The organism is Streptomyces sp. NPDC001902, from assembly GCF_042891295.1.
GTDB lineage: Bacteria > Actinomycetota > Actinomycetes > Streptomycetales > Streptomycetaceae > Actinacidiphila.
Genome location: NZ_JBIATA010000002.1, coordinates 585,425 through 601,277, shown reverse-complemented (window position 1 = coordinate 601,277; position 15,853 = coordinate 585,425). Strand labels below are relative to the sequence as shown.

At 73.9% G+C, this 15,853-nt stretch carries 15 protein-coding genes and 1 riboswitch; of the genes, 10 read left to right on the top strand and 5 right to left on the bottom strand.

The window, feature by feature from the left end:
• Positions 1-128: 128 nt before the first annotated feature.
• The 5 genes from ACFYYN_RS06110 to ACFYYN_RS06090 all read left to right on the top strand — a co-directional run bounded on the left by ACFYYN_RS06110 (position 129) and on the right by ACFYYN_RS06090 (position 5,226).
• The gene (locus ACFYYN_RS06110; RefSeq protein WP_500544821.1) at positions 129-1,382 is read left to right on the top strand and encodes a sensor histidine kinase; all 1,254 of its coding nucleotides are present in this window, start codon (positions 129-131) and stop codon (positions 1,380-1,382) included.
• Positions 1,379-2,062, top strand: a complete 684-nt coding sequence (locus ACFYYN_RS06105) for a response regulator (RefSeq protein WP_500544820.1) — start codon at positions 1,379-1,381, stop codon at positions 2,060-2,062. The genes ACFYYN_RS06110 and ACFYYN_RS06105 overlap by 4 nt, the downstream gene beginning before the upstream one ends.
• Positions 2,063-2,156: 94 nt before the next feature.
• On the top strand, positions 2,157-2,999 hold the full coding sequence (locus tag ACFYYN_RS06100; protein ID WP_500544819.1) for a helix-turn-helix domain-containing protein: 843 nt from the start codon (positions 2,157-2,159) through the stop codon (positions 2,997-2,999).
• A gap of 85 nt (positions 3,000-3,084) precedes the next feature.
• Positions 3,085-4,026: a helix-turn-helix domain-containing protein gene (locus tag ACFYYN_RS06095; protein ID WP_500544818.1), complete on the top strand. Its 942-nt coding sequence runs from the start codon at positions 3,085-3,087 to the stop codon at positions 4,024-4,026.
• Between the two features lie 210 nt (positions 4,027-4,236).
• On the top strand, positions 4,237-5,226 hold the full coding sequence (locus tag ACFYYN_RS06090; protein WP_499513530.1) for a malate dehydrogenase: 990 nt from the start codon (positions 4,237-4,239) through the stop codon (positions 5,224-5,226).
• Positions 5,227-5,300: 74 nt separating this feature from the next.
• On the opposite strand, the gene pdxR is transcribed toward ACFYYN_RS06090, so the two are convergent.
• A complete protein-coding gene (gene pdxR / locus ACFYYN_RS06085; protein ID WP_500544817.1) occupies positions 5,301-6,761 on the bottom strand; it encodes a MocR-like pyridoxine biosynthesis transcription factor PdxR in 1,461 nt (486 codons plus the stop codon).
• Positions 6,762-6,811: 50 nt separating this feature from the next.
• Here pdxR and ACFYYN_RS06080 point away from each other — a divergent pair, with 50 nt between their 5' ends.
• A complete protein-coding gene (locus ACFYYN_RS06080; RefSeq protein WP_500544816.1) occupies positions 6,812-7,330 on the top strand; it encodes a carboxymuconolactone decarboxylase family protein in 519 nt (172 codons plus the stop codon).
• Between the two features lie 70 nt (positions 7,331-7,400).
• Here ACFYYN_RS06080 and rocD read toward each other — a convergent pair whose 3' ends face one another.
• Positions 7,401-8,606, bottom strand: a complete 1,206-nt coding sequence (gene rocD / locus ACFYYN_RS06075) for an ornithine--oxo-acid transaminase (protein WP_500544814.1) — start codon at positions 8,604-8,606, stop codon at positions 7,401-7,403.
• Positions 8,607-8,737: 131 nt separating this feature from the next.
• Positions 8,738-8,824, top strand: a riboswitch (ZMP/ZTP riboswitch).
• A 30-nt stretch (positions 8,825-8,854) separates the two neighbouring features.
• Between rocD and ACFYYN_RS06070 the strand changes: the two genes are divergently transcribed.
• Entirely contained in the window at positions 8,855-10,297 is a 1,443-nt protein-coding gene (locus tag ACFYYN_RS06070; protein WP_500544813.1) for a glycine hydroxymethyltransferase, read from the top strand.
• Positions 10,298-10,347: 50 nt separating this feature from the next.
• Here ACFYYN_RS06070 and ACFYYN_RS06065 read toward each other — a convergent pair whose 3' ends face one another.
• The 3 genes from ACFYYN_RS06065 to ACFYYN_RS06055 all read right to left on the bottom strand — a co-directional run bounded on the left by ACFYYN_RS06065 (position 10,348) and on the right by ACFYYN_RS06055 (position 12,455).
• Positions 10,348-11,094 (bottom strand): hypothetical protein, encoded by a 747-nt coding sequence (locus ACFYYN_RS06065; RefSeq protein WP_500544812.1) that lies wholly within the window; start codon positions 11,092-11,094, stop codon positions 10,348-10,350.
• A gap of 78 nt (positions 11,095-11,172) precedes the next feature.
• Positions 11,173-11,898, bottom strand: a complete 726-nt coding sequence (locus ACFYYN_RS06060) for a hypothetical protein (RefSeq protein WP_500544811.1) — start codon at positions 11,896-11,898, stop codon at positions 11,173-11,175.
• Positions 11,895-12,455 carry an RNA polymerase sigma factor gene (locus ACFYYN_RS06055; RefSeq protein ID WP_500544810.1) on the bottom strand — a complete coding sequence of 187 codons (561 nt, stop codon included), beginning with the start codon at positions 12,453-12,455 and terminating at the stop codon, positions 11,895-11,897. Before ACFYYN_RS06055 ends, ACFYYN_RS06060 begins: the two co-directional genes overlap by 4 nt.
• 143 nt (positions 12,456-12,598) lie before the next feature.
• Here ACFYYN_RS06055 and trpS point away from each other — a divergent pair, with 143 nt between their 5' ends.
• The 3 genes from trpS to ACFYYN_RS06040 all read left to right on the top strand — a co-directional run bounded on the left by trpS (position 12,599) and on the right by ACFYYN_RS06040 (position 15,831).
• The gene (gene trpS, locus ACFYYN_RS06050; RefSeq protein ID WP_500326538.1) at positions 12,599-13,612 is read left to right on the top strand and encodes a tryptophan--tRNA ligase; all 1,014 of its coding nucleotides are present in this window, start codon (positions 12,599-12,601) and stop codon (positions 13,610-13,612) included.
• Positions 13,613-13,784: 172 nt separating this feature from the next.
• The gene (locus ACFYYN_RS06045; RefSeq protein WP_500326540.1) at positions 13,785-14,384 is read left to right on the top strand and encodes a 2'-5' RNA ligase family protein; all 600 of its coding nucleotides are present in this window, start codon (positions 13,785-13,787) and stop codon (positions 14,382-14,384) included.
• 46 nt (positions 14,385-14,430) lie between these two features.
• A complete protein-coding gene (locus ACFYYN_RS06040) occupies positions 14,431-15,831 on the top strand; it encodes a pyridoxal phosphate-dependent decarboxylase family protein (protein WP_500544809.1) in 1,401 nt (466 codons plus the stop codon).
• Positions 15,832-15,853: the final 22 nt, after the last annotated feature.

The following is a 15,853-nucleotide window of genomic DNA, read 5'->3' as shown; positions in this document are numbered from 1 at the left end:
GACGCTACGGCCGGCGGTGCCGGGAGGTCGTCCCGTGCCGGTTTGACCTTTGGGAAGGGGACGTACAACTTCCGCGGTACGGCCGGGGACTGACGCACACCCGTACGGCCGGGGCCTACGCTGCGCCCGTGGGGAAAAAGGGGCTGGTCGACGTCCTGCTGGCGGTGGGTTTCACCGCCGCCAGCATGCTGCTGGGGCACGAACGGCCGCCCGGGGGCTGGATACGGCTGGACCTGTTCGGCTACGCGCTGACCGCCCTGGTCAACCTGCCCGTCGCGGTGCGCCGCTGGGCGCCGGCCGGTGTCTGCGTCTTCGTCTGCGCCGCCTGGACGCTGTACGTCGCCGCCGGGTACTGGCCGGTCGTCAACTCCATGGCTCCGCTGCTCGCGCTCTACACCGTCGCGGCCCTGCGCCCGGTCCGCACCGGGCTGGCGTGCGCAGCACTGACCGGCGCGGTCTGGGTGTACGCCGGGCTGACGGCGGCGCAGAGCTCGATGGCCACGGTGGCCGCCCAGGCCGTGGTGTTCCCCCTGGTGATGTGCCGTTTCGGGCGGTCCGCCCGGGTGTCGGGCAAGCGCGAGGAGCGGCTGGCCCGGCTCACCGAGCAGCTGCGCACCGAGCAGCAGGACCGGGCCCGGGAGGCGGTGGCGCAGGAGCAGGCGCGGATCGCCCGCGAGCTGCACGACGTGGTCGCCCACCACATGTCGGTGATCTCGGTGCAGGCGGGCATGGCGGCGTACGTCTTCCGCACCTCCCCCGAGACCGCCCGCGGCGCGCTCGACACCATCTCCGACACCACCCGCGAGGCGCTCCAGGAGATGCGCCGCATGCTCAAGGTGCTCCGCGCCGGGCCGGGCGAGCCGGAGGAGGGCTGGGCCTCGTACGATCCGATGCCCTCGGTGACCCGGCTGGGCGAGATGATCGAGCGGGTGCGGGCGGCCGGCCTCGCCGTCGAGCTGCGGATCGAGGGCGAGCCGCGGCCCGTCGCCCCCGGTGTCGGCCTGTGCGCGTACCGGGTGGTGCAGGAGGCGCTGACCAACGTGCTCAAGCACGCCCCCCTCGCGCGGGCCCGGGTCCTGGTCGCCTACGAGCCGCACCACCTGACGGTGACCGTCACCGACGACGGCACCGTCACCGACGACGGCACCGGCACCGACGGCGGCACCGGCCCGGGCAGCGGTTCGGGAGCGCCACCGGGCCGATCCGATCCGGCCACAATCGTCCCGGGAACGGGCCACGGGTTGATCGGCATGCGGGAGCGCGCCAGGCTCTACGGCGGGACGGTGGACATCGGCCCGCTCGGCGAGGGCTTCGAGGTACGGCTCGTGCTCCCCACGTCCGCGCGGGGGACAGAGCGGCGAGGGGACGCATCGGGCGTATGACCAGGGTGCTCGTCGTCGACGACCAGTTCCTGATCCGGGCCGGCCTCGTCGCGCTGCTGCACGCCGCGCCCGGCGTCGAGGTGGCCGGGGAGGCGGGCGACGGCGAGGAGGCCGTGGAGCGCGCGGCGCGGACCGCGCCCGACGTGATCCTCATGGACATCCGGATGCCGGGGATCAGCGGGGTCGTCGCCACCGAGCGCATCCTGGCCGCCGCGACGGACCCGCCGCCGCGGATCCTCGTCCTCACCACCTTCGACCTCGACGAGTACGTCTACACCGCGCTGCGCGCCGGGGCCTCCGGGTTCCTGCTCAAGGACGCCGGCCCCGAACGGCTGATCGCCGCCGTCCACGCCGTCGCCGGAGGGGACACCCTCTTCGCCCCCAGCGTCACGCGGCGGCTGATCGAGGCCTACGCCCCGCCCCGCCCCGGTGCCCCGGCCGTCGGCGCGGACCGCGCCCCGCCCGCCGAACTGGCGGCGCTGACCGCGCGGGAACTGGAGGTGCTGCGGCTGATCGCCCGTGGCCTGTCGAACCCGGAGATCGCCGACCTGCTCTTCATCAGCGAGGCGACGGTCAAGACCCACCTCAACCGCACGATGTCCAAGCTCGACCTCGGCAGCCGCGCCCAGGCGGTCGTCCTCGCCTACGAGACCGGACTCGTCACCCCGCGGGGAGCATGAGGATTCTCCGGATTTCATGCATCGAGCGTATGTGCGTCGCTACCGTGGGTTGACCGACGGAGCCGGGGGGTGCGTGGTGGCACGCTGGGAGCCATTGCCCGAGACACTGGACGGTGGCGCGCGCCGTCTCGCCGTGCACCTGCGCCGGATGAAGGACCGCAGCGGATTGAGCGTCCCGGCGCTCGCCGCGCACACGGCGAGCAGCACCGGGGCCTGGGAGCAGTACCTCAACGGCGTGCGGATCCCGCCGCGTGACGCGGTCGAGGTGCTGGGCCAGCTCAGCGGCGCCGACTACGACCGGCTGATCGCCCTGTGGGAGCTGGCCGACCGCGGGGTCACCGACACCATGAAGGGCTTCCCGTACGCCGACCCGCTCGACCCGCTGGCCCCCGTCGAGGGGATGCCCCGGCACGCCCTGCGGCGACGGCGCAAGGCCCTGCTGACGGTCGCGGGCGGGCTGGTGCTGGGCGGGGTGTTCGCGCTGCTCGTGGCGAGCGGGGTGGCCACCGACGGGACCGGGCGGGCCGATGCGCCGCTGGCGGCCCGCCCCACGGCCAGCGTGCCGGCCGGTCCCGCGCCCTCCGCCACGGGCTCCGCCGGGTCCGCCGTCACCTCCTGGCCCGGGTCGGTCCCCCCGGCGCAGGCGACGGACGCGCGGGCCTCCCGTACCGCGGGCGCCATGTCCCCGGACGGCGGCACGCCCGCGGCGCAGGTGGTGGAGACCGGCGGGGTGTCCTCCGCCCCGGGCAAGGGCCCGCACACGGCGCCCGTCACGGGCGGGGCGACGACGGCGGCACCCGGTGGCGGCGCCCCCACCACCCAGGCACCGCCGCCCGCGACGAGCCCCCCGGCGGCGGCGCCCTCCCCCTCCCCGAGCCGCAGCTCCGGCAAGGGGCTCTGCCTGGGCCTGATCATCCTGGGCATCTGCATCGGATGACGGGCGCAACCGGACGGGCCGCCCCAAGCATCTCCAACGGTAGCCTTCCGGGACAGAACGGCAACAGCAAGAGGGGGAACGGGAGATGGCCCGCTGGCGGCCACTGGCCGATGACCTGGACCCGCGGGTACGGGAGTTCACCGAGCAACTGCGGCGCCAGGTCGACCGCGGCGGCCTGAGCGTCGCGGCGCTCGCCGAGGCGACCGGGTACAGCAGGAGTTCGTGGGAGCGGTACCTCAACGGCCGGCTGCTGCCGCCCCGTTACGCCGTGGTCGCCCTTGCGGAGGCGACGGGGGCCGACCCGGCGCACTTCACCACGATGTGGGAGGTCACGGAGCGGGTCTGGAGCCGTGCCGAGGGCCGACACGACGTCACGATGGAGGCGCTCCGGATCGCCGAGGCCCGTGCCGCGCTCGGGGAGTTCGGCCCGGCCCCGGGTCCGGTTCCGGCCCCTTCCGCTTCTGCTCCCGCGTCCACTTCTGCTTCTGATGCTCCTTCTGATTCTGCTTCTCCTTCCGCTTCCGCGGTACGGCGCCATCCGGTCGTGCTCTTCGGGGTGGGCGCCGTGGCCGTCGTGCTGGCGGTGGTCGGCGCCACCTTCCTGACCGGCGGCGAGGGAGGGGACGACCGCGCGCGGCCCGGCCCGTCCCCTACCGCCCGGGCGGCCGGACTGCCCGCGGGCGTGAAGTGCACCGGCCAGGACTGCACCGGCAAGGACCCGGAGGGCATGGGGTGCGGCGGCGGCAACGCCCGTACGGCCGCGGCGGCCTGGGTGGGCGGCGCGTACGTCGAGATGCGCTACAGCCGGGTCTGCGCGGCCGCCTGGGCCCGCATCTCCGCCGGGGCCACCGGCGACACGGTCAGCGTCACGGAGGCCGGCGGGGCCCGCCGCTCCCAGCGCAGCCGCATCGGCCAGGACCCCGCGGCGTACACGCCGATGCTCGCCGTCCGTACCCCCGGCGCCGCCCGCGCCTGCGCCACCCTCACCACCGGCCCCCACGGCTGCGCCACACCCCCGCCGGGCTGACGACCGCCGCCGGCCCCGCGGGGCCGTGCGGCGTCCGGGCCGGGCCTGCTGCGCGGGGCGGTGACCGGGGCCACACTGGGGGTGGCAGCCGCCACGACGGCACGGGTATAGCCTGGCGTGGGTCTCTTGACGCCGAGAGATCCCCGTTCCGGGGCAAGGGACGCTGCCGGGGCGGCAAGGGATCCAGCAGGAGAAGGCCAGGAGAAGGCAATGACTCGCACTCCCGTCAACGTCACCGTAACCGGAGCGGCCGGCCAGATCGGCTACGCGCTGCTCTTCCGCATCGCCTCCGGCCACCTGCTCGGCCCCGATGTCCCGGTGAAGCTGCGGCTGCTGGAGATCACCCCGGCGCTCAAGGCAGCCGAGGGCACCGCGATGGAGCTGGACGACTGCGCGTTCCCGCTGCTCCAGGGCATCGACATCTCCGACGACCCGAACGTCGCCTTCGACGGCACCAACGTGGGCCTGCTCGTCGGCGCCCGCCCCCGCACCGCCGGCATGGAGCGCGGCGACCTGCTGGAGGCCAACGGCGGCATCTTCGGCCCGCAGGGCAAGGCCATCAACGACCACGCCGCGGACGACATCCGCGTCCTCGTCGTCGGCAACCCGGCGAACACCAACGCGCTCATCGCGCAGTCCTCGGCCCCGGACGTCCCGGCCGACCGCTTCACCGCGATGACCCGCCTGGACCACAACCGCGCCATCTCGCAGCTGTCGAAGAGGACCGGCGTGCCGGTGAGCGAGATCCGCCGCCTCACCATCTGGGGCAACCACTCCGCCACGCAGTACCCGGACATCTTCCACGCCGAGGTCGCAGGCAAGAACGCCGCCGAGACCGTCAACGACGAGAAGTGGCTGGCCGAGGAGTTCATCCCCACCGTCGCCAAGCGCGGTGCGGCGATCATCGCGGCCCGTGGCGCGTCCTCCGCCGCGTCGGCCGCCAACGCCGCGATCGACCACGTCTTCACCTGGACCAACGGCACCGCCGAGGGTGACTGGACCTCCGCCGGTGTCGTCTCCGACGGTTCCTACGGCGTGCCGGAGGGCCTCATCTCCTCTTTCCCGGTGACCGCGAAGGACGGCAAGTTCGAGATCGTCCAGGGCCTGGACATCAACGAGTTCTCTCGTGCGCGCATCGACGCCTCGGTCAAGGAGCTCGAGGAGGAGCGCGACGCGGTCCGCGGCCTCGGCCTCATCTGAGTCCGGGACGCCGAGTCCCACGAACGGCCCTCCGCCGCGCCCCGCACGGGCGCGGCGGAGGGCCGTTCCTGTGCTCAGCCGGTGTGCGCGGCGAGCAGCGCGCACAGGACGTCCAGGCAGCCGGAGAAGGCGTGCTCGGGCGGTGCGCCGTAGCCGACGACGATCGCGTCGTCCTCCGTGCCGCCGAAGTCGGTGATGCTCTGCAGGCCGAGGCCGTGCTCGCGCGCCCGTGCGACCAGCGCGTCGGCCGAGGTGCCGGGCGGCAGCCGCAGCACGGCGTGGAGGCCGGCGGCGATGCCCGACACCCGCACGGCGGGGGCGCGGGCGGCGAGCGCGGTGACGAGGCGGTCGCGGCGGCGGCGGTAGTGCAGCCGCATCCGGCGCACGTGGCGGTCGTAGCCGCCGGAGACGATGAGTTCGGCGAGGGTCAGCTGGTCGAGCACGGGGGACTGGTGGTCGGCGAGGACCTTCTCGGCGAGTACGGTTTCCACGAGGGTGGGCGGCAGGGCGAGCCAGGCCAGCCGCAGCCCGGGGGCGAGGCTCTTGCTGGCGGTTCCGGCGTAGACGACGTGCTCGGGCGCGAGCCCCTGCAGGGCGCCGACCGGCTGCCGGTCGTAGCGGAACTCCCCGTCGTAGTCGTCCTCGACGACCAGGCCGCCGGTGGCGCGGGCCCAGGCCACCGCGGCCGTGCGCCGCGCGGGGGAGAGCGGGGCGCCGTACGGGAACTGGTGCGCGGGCGTGAGCAGCGCGGCGTCGACGCCGGCGTCGAGGAGGGAGACCTGCGCCCCGTCGTCGTCGACGGGCAGCGGGACGGTGGTGAGCCCCGCCCTCCGCACGATGCGCAGGGTGTGCGGGTAGCCGAGCGCCTCGACGGCGACGCTGCGGGCCCCCCGGGTCCGCAGGGCACGGCCGATCAGCCCGGCGGCCTGGACGAAGCCCGTGCACACCACCACGAGCTCCGCGGTGGTGCGCACGCCGCGCACCCGGCCCAGGTACGCCGCGAGGGCCTCGCGCAGTTCGGGGCGGCCGCGCGGGTCGGTGTAGCCGAGGGCCTCGTTGGGCGCGGCCGCCAGGGCGCGGCGCGCGGCGGCGGACCACGCTGCGCGGGGGAACGAGCCGAGGTCGGGCGAGCCGGGTCGCAGGTCGTACGGGACCTGTTCCCGGGGCTGCTGCGGGCCGGCCGGCTGCGGGGTGCCGGCGGGGTCCGCGGTGCCCTCCGGTTGCGGTGCGGTGGCGCGGGCGTGGCCGCCGCGGCGCGGGGCGGCCGCGCGCCAGCCGTCGCCGACGCGTGTGCCGGAGCCCTGGCGGGCGGTCAGCCAGCCCTCGGCCACCAGCTGCCCGTAGGCGTCGGCGACGGTGTTGCGGGCGACGCCCAGGTCCTTGGCGAGCGTCCGGGAGGACGGCAGCCGGGTGCCGGGGGAGAGCCTGCCGTCGCGCACGGCCTCACGCAGCGCGTCCTCCAGCCCGGCGCGCGCACCGGTGCCGCCGGCGAGGTCCAGATGGAGGTCTACCCCTGAAATGGCCCACTCGTTCACCCTCCAAGTGGACCACGGGCCGAGGCCACCTTGTCACTACGTTGGGTCGCATGACGATGATCACGACTTCCGCCGGCGCTCCGTCCGACCTCGGCGCGGACGACCTGGTGCCCGCCCACGCGCCGCGCATGGTGCTCGGCAAGGCCGCCCCCGACTTCTACAAGGCGATGATCGCGCTGGACGCGGCGGCGGCCAGCGGCCTGGACCCCGTGATCAAGGAACTGGTCAAGGCCCGTGCCTCGCAGCTCAACGGCTGTGCCTACTGCGTGGACCAGCACCTGAACGACGCCCGCAAGCTCGGGCTGACCGAGCAGAAGCTCAATGGGCTCACCGTCTGGTGGGAGACCCCGTTCTTCACCGTGCGTGAGCGTGCCGCGCTGGCGCTGAGCGAGGCGGTGACCCGGCTCGGGGAGCGTGGCGTCCCGGACGAGGTCTACGACGAGGCCGCCCGGGTCTTCGACGAGGAGGAACTGGCCCGGCTGATCGCCATGTGCGTCACCATCAACGCCTGGAACCGCATCGGCGTGACGACGCGGATGTCCCCCGTGGCCCGCCCCGACGGCGTCTGACCGCCGGGGCACACCCCTGGCCGGACCCGGACCCGGACCCGGAGCCGGAGCCGGACCCGGTTCCCGGGGCTCAGGCCGACAGCACGGCCCGCAACTGGTCGAGACCCCAGTCCAGGTCCTCCTTGGAGATCACCAGCGGCGGCGCGAGCCGGATCGTGGAGCCGTGGGTGTCCTTGACCAGGACACCCCGCTCCAGGAGCCGTTCGGAGACCTGCCGGCCGGTGCCGTGCTCCGGGGCGATGTCCACGCCCGCCCACAGACCGCGGCCGCGGACCTTCGTGACGGCGCCGCTGCCGGTCAGCAGTGCCAGCTCGTGGTGAAGGTGGTCGCCGAGTTCGGTGGCCCGCTGCTGGTACTCGCCGGTGCGCAGCATCGCGAGGACCTCCAGGGCCACCGCGCAGGCCAGCGGGTTGCCGCCGAAGGTGGAGCCGTGCTCGCCGGGCCGGTAGACCCCGAGCACCTCCGCGGAGGACACGACCGCCGAGACGGGGACGACGCCACCGCCGAGCGCCTTGCCCAGCACGTACATGTCCGGGACGACGTCCTCGTGCTCCGACGCGAAGGTCCGGCCCGTCCGGCCCAGTCCCGACTGGATCTCGTCGGCGATGAAGAGGATCCCGCGCTCCTCGGTGAGCAGGCGCACGCCCGCCCAGTACCCGGCGGGCGGCACCAGGACCCCCGCCTCGCCCTGGATGGGCTCCATCAGCACGGCCACGGTGCGGTCGTCCAGCGCCGCCTCCAGCGCGGCCAGGTCGCCGTACGGGACGACCTCGAAGCCGGGGGTGTACGGGCCGAAGTCCGCGCGGGCCTCGGGGTCGGTGGAGAAGCTGATGATGGTGGTCGTCCGCCCGTGGAAGTTGTCCGCGGCGACGACGATCTTGGCCTGGCCGTCCGGTACGCCCTTGACCCGGTAGCCCCACTTGCGGGCCGTCTTCACCGCCGTCTCGACGGCCTCCGCACCGGTGTTCATCGGCAGCACCATCTCCATGCCGCACAAGTCGGCCAGCTCGGTGCAGAAGCGCGCGAAGCGGTCGTGGTGGAACGCCCGCGAGGTGAGCGTCACACGGTCGAGCTGGGCCTTGGCGGCCTCGATGAGACGGGCGTTGCGGTGCCCGAAGTTCAGCGCCGAGTAGCCGGCGAGCATGTCGAGGTAGCGGCGGCCCTCGACGTCCGTCACCCAGGCGCCTTCGGCGGAGGCGACGACGACCGGGAGGGGGTGGTAGTTGTGGGCGCTGTGCGCCTCGGCGGCGGCGATGTGCTCGGCGGCGGTCGACACGTGAGTGCTCCGTTCGTGGTACGTCGGGAGTTGTGGCGCTGGGGCCCGGTGGGGCCCCTTTCTATCGTCGCTCGTCCCGGATGCGAAGAAACCTCGCGCCGGGCGGCTTCCCCACGGGCGTTGCTAGGCTGGCCACGGGTCGTGACTGGCGCGCTGGGATGGGATTGACCATCGGGGAGCGGCCCGTGAACTGTGTGCCGTGCGCCTGGGCCGTCCCGTATGCCGTGCCGTGCAGCAGGAGGTCTGACATGACGAGTGGTTCCACCGAATCCACCGCCTTCCGCAGTGCCCTTGAGGTGATCAGGGGCGTCGAGCCGCGCGTGGCCGATGCCATCGGCCAGGAGATCGAGGACCAGCGTGCCTCGCTCAAGCTCATCGCCAGTGAGAACTACGCCTCCCCGGCCGTGCTGCTGACCATGGGCAACTGGTTCAGCGACAAGTACGCCGAGGGCACGGTCGGCCGCCGCTTCTACGCCGGCTGCCGCAACGTCGACACCGTCGAGGCGCTCGCCGCCGAGCACGCGCGCGAGGTGTTCGGCGCCCAGCACGCCTACGCCCAGCCGCACTCCGGCATCGACGCCAACCTCGTCGCCTTCTGGGCCGTGCTCGCCGCCCGGGTCGAGGCGCCCGCGCTGGAGCGTGCCGGGGCCCGCCAGGTCAACGACCTGAGCGAGGAGGACTGGGCGCGGCTGCGCCACGAGCTCGGCGACCAGCGCATGCTCGGCATGTCCCTGGACGCGGGCGGACACCTCACGCACGGCTTTCGGCCCAACATCTCGGGAAAGATGTTCGACCAGCGCAGCTACGGCACCGACCCCGCCACGGGGCTGCTGGACTACGAGGCCCTGCGCAAGACCGCCCGCGAGTTCCGGCCGCTGATCATCGTGGCGGGCTATTCGGCCTACCCGCGGCTGGTGAACTTCCGGATCATGCGGGAGATCGCCGACGAGGTGGGCGCCACGCTGATGGTCGACATGGCGCACTTCGCGGGCCTGGTCGCCGGCAAGGTCCTCACCGGTGACTTCGACCCCGTGCCGCACGCGCAGATCGTCACCACCACCACGCACAAGTCGTTGCGCGGCCCGCGCGGCGGCATGGTGCTGTGCGACTCCTCGCTCGCCGAGCAGGTAGACCGCGGTTGCCCCATGGTGCTCGGCGGCCCGCTGCCGCACGTGATGGCCGCCAAGGCGGTGGCCCTGGCGGAGGCCCGCCGCCCCGAATTCCATAGCTACGCGCAGCGCATCGTGGACAACTCCCGGGCCCTGGCCGAGGGGCTGCTGCGGCGCGGTGCCACGCTGGTGACCGGCGGCACGGACAACCACCTCGTCCTGATCGACGTCGAGTCCTCCTACGGGATCACCGGCCGGCAGGCCGAGGCCGCACTGCTGGACTCGGGCATCGTCACCAACCGCAACTCCATCCCCCAGGACCCCAACGGGGCCTGGTACACCTCCGGCATCCGCATCGGCACCCCCGCGCTCACCACGCGCGGCCTCGGCACGGGGGAGATGGACGAGATCGCCGGGCTGATCGACCGGGTGCTCACGGCCACGACGGCGGGCGTCACCTCGGCCGGGAAGCCCTCCAAGGCGCAGCACGTGCTGGACGCGAAGGTCTCCGACGAGATCGCGCAGCGCGCGGCGGACCTGCTGGCCGGCTTCCCGCTCTACCCCGGGATCGACCTGAGCTGACCCGCCGCCCGCGGGGGGTGCGTGCCGGCGTGGTCCGCACCCCCGTCGCGTCAGGCGTCGACGAGCTCCTGGCGGGGCCCCTCCCCGGGTGTGTGCCGGGATATCCGGCGCAGGACGAGGAAGGTGCCGGCGCCACCGACGAGCAGGCCGACGCCGAGCCCGGGCAGGGACAGCCACCAGCCGTCCGGTCCGCCGCCGTCCCCGGCCGCCGTGGCCTGCGCGGCGGTGGCGGGGTCATCCGGTGCGGCCGCCGCGGTCTCCTGGACGGTCGTGGCGCCGTCCGGGCCGAGCGGGTAGTCCGGGGCGCTGACGCCGAGACCCTTGTCGGACCCCATGAGGCCCAGCCGGCCGAGCAGGCGGTCGAGCTCCTCCGGCTGAGCCGCCTTGCGCCACACACCCTGCTCCGGCAGACCCGTGTCGGTCACCGTGCGGGAGTGGACCCAGGCACCGCCGGGACCGTCCGGGTACACATAGTCCACCTTCCAGACCGACACGTCGTGGATCAGCCACGTCACGGTGACCTGGCGGTGGTGGTCGTTCATCACGTCCGACAGCGAGTCCGGCGGGTCCTCCTTCGGGCCGTCCCCGATGGACTGGTCCAGTTCCTGGTAGTCGGGTGAACTGGCGTAGATGCCCGCGGCCTTGCCGCTGCCCGGAGCGACCAGCATCACGCTGGTCGGCCCGCCCGCGGCCGCCGGGCCCGAACCGCCGACCACGGCGGCGAGCGCCGTGACGGTGACTCCGGCCCAGCTGACGATCCTTCTGATCCGCATCCGGTCCCCCTCTCGCTCGGTCATGCCCCTGTTACACCGCCCGGGCCCGCCAGGTTCCCGTCCGGGGGAAGGGGACCGGGACGAGGCACGCGGACAAGGCCCCTAACGCGGCCGGGCGGACTTCGCGACGGTGACCGCGCGTGCCAGGTCCGGGACGCCCTCCAGGCGCAGCGTCGTCTGCCCGCGCTGCCAGACGAGGGTGGGTCCGGCCGTCCGGGGAGGCTCGCGGCGGGCAACGCCGTCGGGGTCGACGAGCCGGACGTAGTGGGGCTCGGCGAACCACACCCCGTAGTCGTTCCCGGGGCCCAGATCGACCCATTCGACCGCGTCGCCGACCGTCTTGAGGAAGACCATGTCGATCGTGGCCCGGAACTGGTCGAGCCGTACCGTGCGTCCGTCCACCCGCCAGCTCATCGACAGCACCCGCCCCCCGTCGACCACCGACACCCCGTCCGGCTCGCCCAGCTCGGCCGGCACGTACGCCCCGTCCAGCGGCGCGTCCCCCCGCACCGGTGGCGGGGCGCCCGTGCTCGGGCGGGCGGAGGGGTCCCGGTGCACGACGACGCCGCCGAAGCCGAACCAGTCCGCGACCGCGGCCCGCACCGGCGGGGTGAGCACGAGCACCACCAGCAGCCCGCACAGCGCCGCCGTCAGGGCACGCCAGCGCGCCGCGGCCCACGCGCGCGCCCGGGCGCCGCGGCCGGGGGCCGGTACCGCCTCGGCCAGCAGCCGGGCCAGCACCTGCTCGGCGACGGAGTCGGGTGACGGCGCCGGGATCCGCAGCCGCCGGCCCACCTCGCGCAGCTCCTCCGGGAGACGGTCGGTCATGGGCGCCGCCCCCCGTCGTCGCGCGGGCTGGACAGCACCGGCTCGCCGAGCCCCGCCCGCAGCCGGGCCAGGGCCCGGTGCAGCCGGGACTTCACCGTGCCACGCGGCCAGCCGAGCACCGTCGCCGTCTCCTCCTCGTCCAGGTCCAGCAGATAGCGGCAGGTGACCACCATCCGGTGCGGCTCGCTCAGCGCCCGCACGGCGGACAGCAGCTCCGTCCGGCGTTCCCGCGACACCGCCAGCGACTCCGGGTCGTCCTCCGCGAGGGGCAGGGCCTCCAGCACGGCGTTGCGCTCCACCGCCGACCTCAGACGGCGCGCCGCCCGCCCGGCGTTCCTCGCCTCGTTGGCGACGATCCGCAGCAGCCACGGCCGGAAGGCAGCCCCCTCCTGGAAGGTCGCGAGCGCGCGGTACGCCTTGACGAATGAGACCTGCACCACGTCCTCCGCGTCGGCGCCCGCGCCGAGCAGCACGGCGGTGCGGTGCGCGACGTCCGCGTGCGGGCGCACCAGCTCCGCGTACGCCTCCCGCTCACCGGCGCGTACGCGCGCGATCACCGCCGCCTCCGCCTCCGTGGCGGACCCCCTCCCCTCGCCGGCGCCGCCCCCGTGCGGCTCCCGTCACCCCTACTACACCGCTGCCCGCCCCCGGGTTCCCACCGCGGCCGTGGAATCCGCGCGGACCTGAGAGAATGAGTGCCATGGCTCTCGATCGTCCCCGTGTGCTCTCCGGCATCCAGCCCACCGCAGGTTCGTTCCACCTGGGCAACTACCTGGGCGCGGTCCGCCAGTGGGTGGCCCTGCAGGAGTCCCACGACGCCTTCTACATGGTCGTGGACCTCCACGCGATCACCGTGCCGCAGGACCCGGCCGAGCTGCGCGCCAACACCCGGCTCGCCGCCGCCCAGCTGCTGGCCGCCGGGCTCGACCCCGAGCGCTGCACCCTGTTCGTCCAGAGCCACGTCCCCGAACACGCGCAGCTCGGCTGGGTGTTCAACTGCCTCACCGGCTTCGGCGAGGCGTCCCGCATGACGCAGTTCAAGGACAAGTCCGCCAAGCAGGGCGCGGACCGGGCCACCGTCGGCCTGTTCACGTACCCGATCCTGCAGGTCGCGGACATCCTGCTGTACCAGGCGAACGCCGTCCCGGTCGGCGAGGACCAGCGCCAGCACATCGAACTCACCCGCGACCTCGCGGAGCGCTTCAACGGCCGGTTCGGCGAGACCTTCACCATCCCCGGCGCCTACATCGTCAAGGAGACGGCGAAGATCTACGACCTGCAGGAACCGCTGTCGAAGATGAGCAAGTCGGCGGCGTCCCCGAAGGGCCTGATCAACCTCCTCGACGAGCCCAGGACCTCGGCGAAGAAGATCAAGAGCGCGGTCACCGACACCGACACCGTGATCCGCTACGACGAGCAGGAGAAGCCGGGCGTCAGCAACCTGCTGACCATCTACTCCACCCTCACCGGCACCGGTATCCCGGAACTCGAGCAGAAGTACGAGGGCAAGGGCTACGGTGCGCTCAAGACCGACCTCGCGGAGGTCTTCGTGGAATGGGTCACGCCCTTCCGCGAGCGCACCCAGGAGTACCTGGGCGACCCGGAGACGCTGGACTCGGTCCTCGCGAAGGGCGCCGAGAAGGCCCGGTCCGTCGCCGCGGAGACCCTGGCGAAGGCGTACGAGAGGATCGGCTTCCTGCCCGCGAAGCACTGACGGCTCCTTCCGCGCCCGTGGACGCCCGGAAAGAGGGGCCTTAGGTCCCGCGCAGGTGTGACGGACGACGCTCGCGCGGGAGGCCGCGCGCGCGTCACACTGGCAGCTGACGCAGTGGTGTCGTACGGCGTGCGTACGATGCCGCGAACCGACCCGGGGAAGGGGTGAACACGTGGGAAACCGCATGATCGGCGTGTCGATCGCGGTCCCCGAGCCTTACGGCAGCCTGCTGCAGCAGCGCCGCGCCGGCTACGGAGACCCGCTGGCGTACTGCATTCCGACCCACGTCACGCTGCTCCCGCCCACCGAGGTGGACACGGCGCTGCTCCCGGCCTTCCGGGAGCACCTCGCCGAGGTCGCCGCCACCGGCCGCGCCTTCCCCATGCGGCTGGAGGGCACGGCCAGCTTCCGGCCGGTCACCCCGGTCGTCTACGTCGAGCTCGTCCAGGGCGGCCTCGACTGCGCCGACCTGCAGGAGCGGGTCCGCTCCGGCCCGGTCCGGCGCGAGCTCCAGTTCCCGTACCACCCGCACGTCACCATCGGCCACGGCATCCCCGACGAGGCGCTGGACCGCGCCGAGACGGAGCTGTCCGACTTCGTCGCCACCTGGACCGTCAGCTGCTTCTCGCTGTACGAGCAGGACGACGAGGGCGTCTGGCGCAGTGTGCGGGACTACCCCTTCGGCGGCGCCGGGCATCCCCTCGTGCCGCACCAGCCCGGTGCGTGCGAGCCGCTCAGCCCGGCTCCCGCGGGAGGACCACCGCACGCGTGAGCCCGCCGGGCGGAGCCGCGCACGACCGCCCGCCTACGCTGCCGCCATGCACCCCACACTCGCCGCGGACCGCGCACACCTCCCCGAACTCCTCCAGGCGGTAAGGGACCTGGCCGCCCGTGAGCTGGCGGCCGTCGACGACCGGCCGGCCGCCCGCCCCGGGCCCGCACCCGAGCCGCAGCCCCTCCCCGTCACCGGGACCGGCGCCGACGGCGCGCTCGCGCTCTTCGAGCAGCGCTGGGCACCCGGTTTCTCGGGCAGCGCCGGACCGCGCTACCTGGGCTTCGTGACCGGGGGAGCGACCCCCGCCGCCGTCGCGGGGGACTGGCTCACCAGTACCTACGACCAGAACGTCTCGGCGGGCGGCGACTCCTCCGCCGCCGCCCTGGAACGCGAGACCGTCGGCTGGCTCCGCGCGATGCTCGGCCTCGGCGCGGAGCACAGCGGTGCCTTCGTCACCGGTGCGACCGTCTCCAACACCGTGGGCCTCGCCGTGGCGCGCGAGTGGCTCGGCGAACGGCGGGGGCTGTCCGTGTCCCGCGACGGGCTGACCGCGCTCGGCCCGGTGACGGTGCTGTCCGGAACCCCGCACTCCAGCATCGGCAAGGCCTTGTCCGTGCTCGGCCTCGGCCGGTCGTCCCTGACCCGCGTACCGGTGCTGCCCGGTGGCCGCGAGGCGGTGGACGTCGGCCGCCTCGCCGCGGCGCTGGAGTCGCTGGAGGGCCGCCCCGCCGTCGTGGTCGCCGACGCGGGCACCGTCAACACCGTCGACTTCGACGACCTGCGCGCGATCGCCGCCCTGAAGGAGCGCCACGACTTCTGGCTCCACGTCGACGCCGCGTTCGGCGGCTTCGCCGCGCTGTCACCCGCGTACGCGCACCTCGCCGAGGGGATCGACGCCGCGGACTCCGTCTGCGTCGACCTCCACAAATGGCTGAACGTGCCCTACGACGCCGCCGTCCAGTTCACCCGCCGCCAGGATCTCCAGGTCCGGGTCTTCCACAACGACTCGCCCTACCTGGGCCTGCCGTCCCTCCCCGACCCGGACTTCCTCCACCTCACCCCCGAGAACTCCCGCCGGCTGCGGGCCCTCGCCGCCTGGTTCTCCCTCACCGCCTACGGCAGCGAGGGCCACCGCGAGGTCGTCGAACGCAACGCCGCCTGCGCCCGGCGCCTCGGCGAGCGCATCGAGGCCGACCCCCGTCTGCGGCTGCTGGCCCCCGTCCGGCTCAACGTCGTCTGCTTCACCCTGGCCGACGACCCGACACCCGGGCGCGTCGACGCGCTCGTCCGCGCCGTCGCCGCCTCCGGGGAGGCCTTCCTCACCCCGACGGTCCTCCACGGCGTGCCCGCCGTGCGGGCGGCCTTCAGCAACTGGCGTACATCCGAGGCCGACACGGAGCGTGTCCTGGACGCGATCACCACCGCGACGACGACCGCCACCTAGAGTGCACGTCGTGACGGAGGGT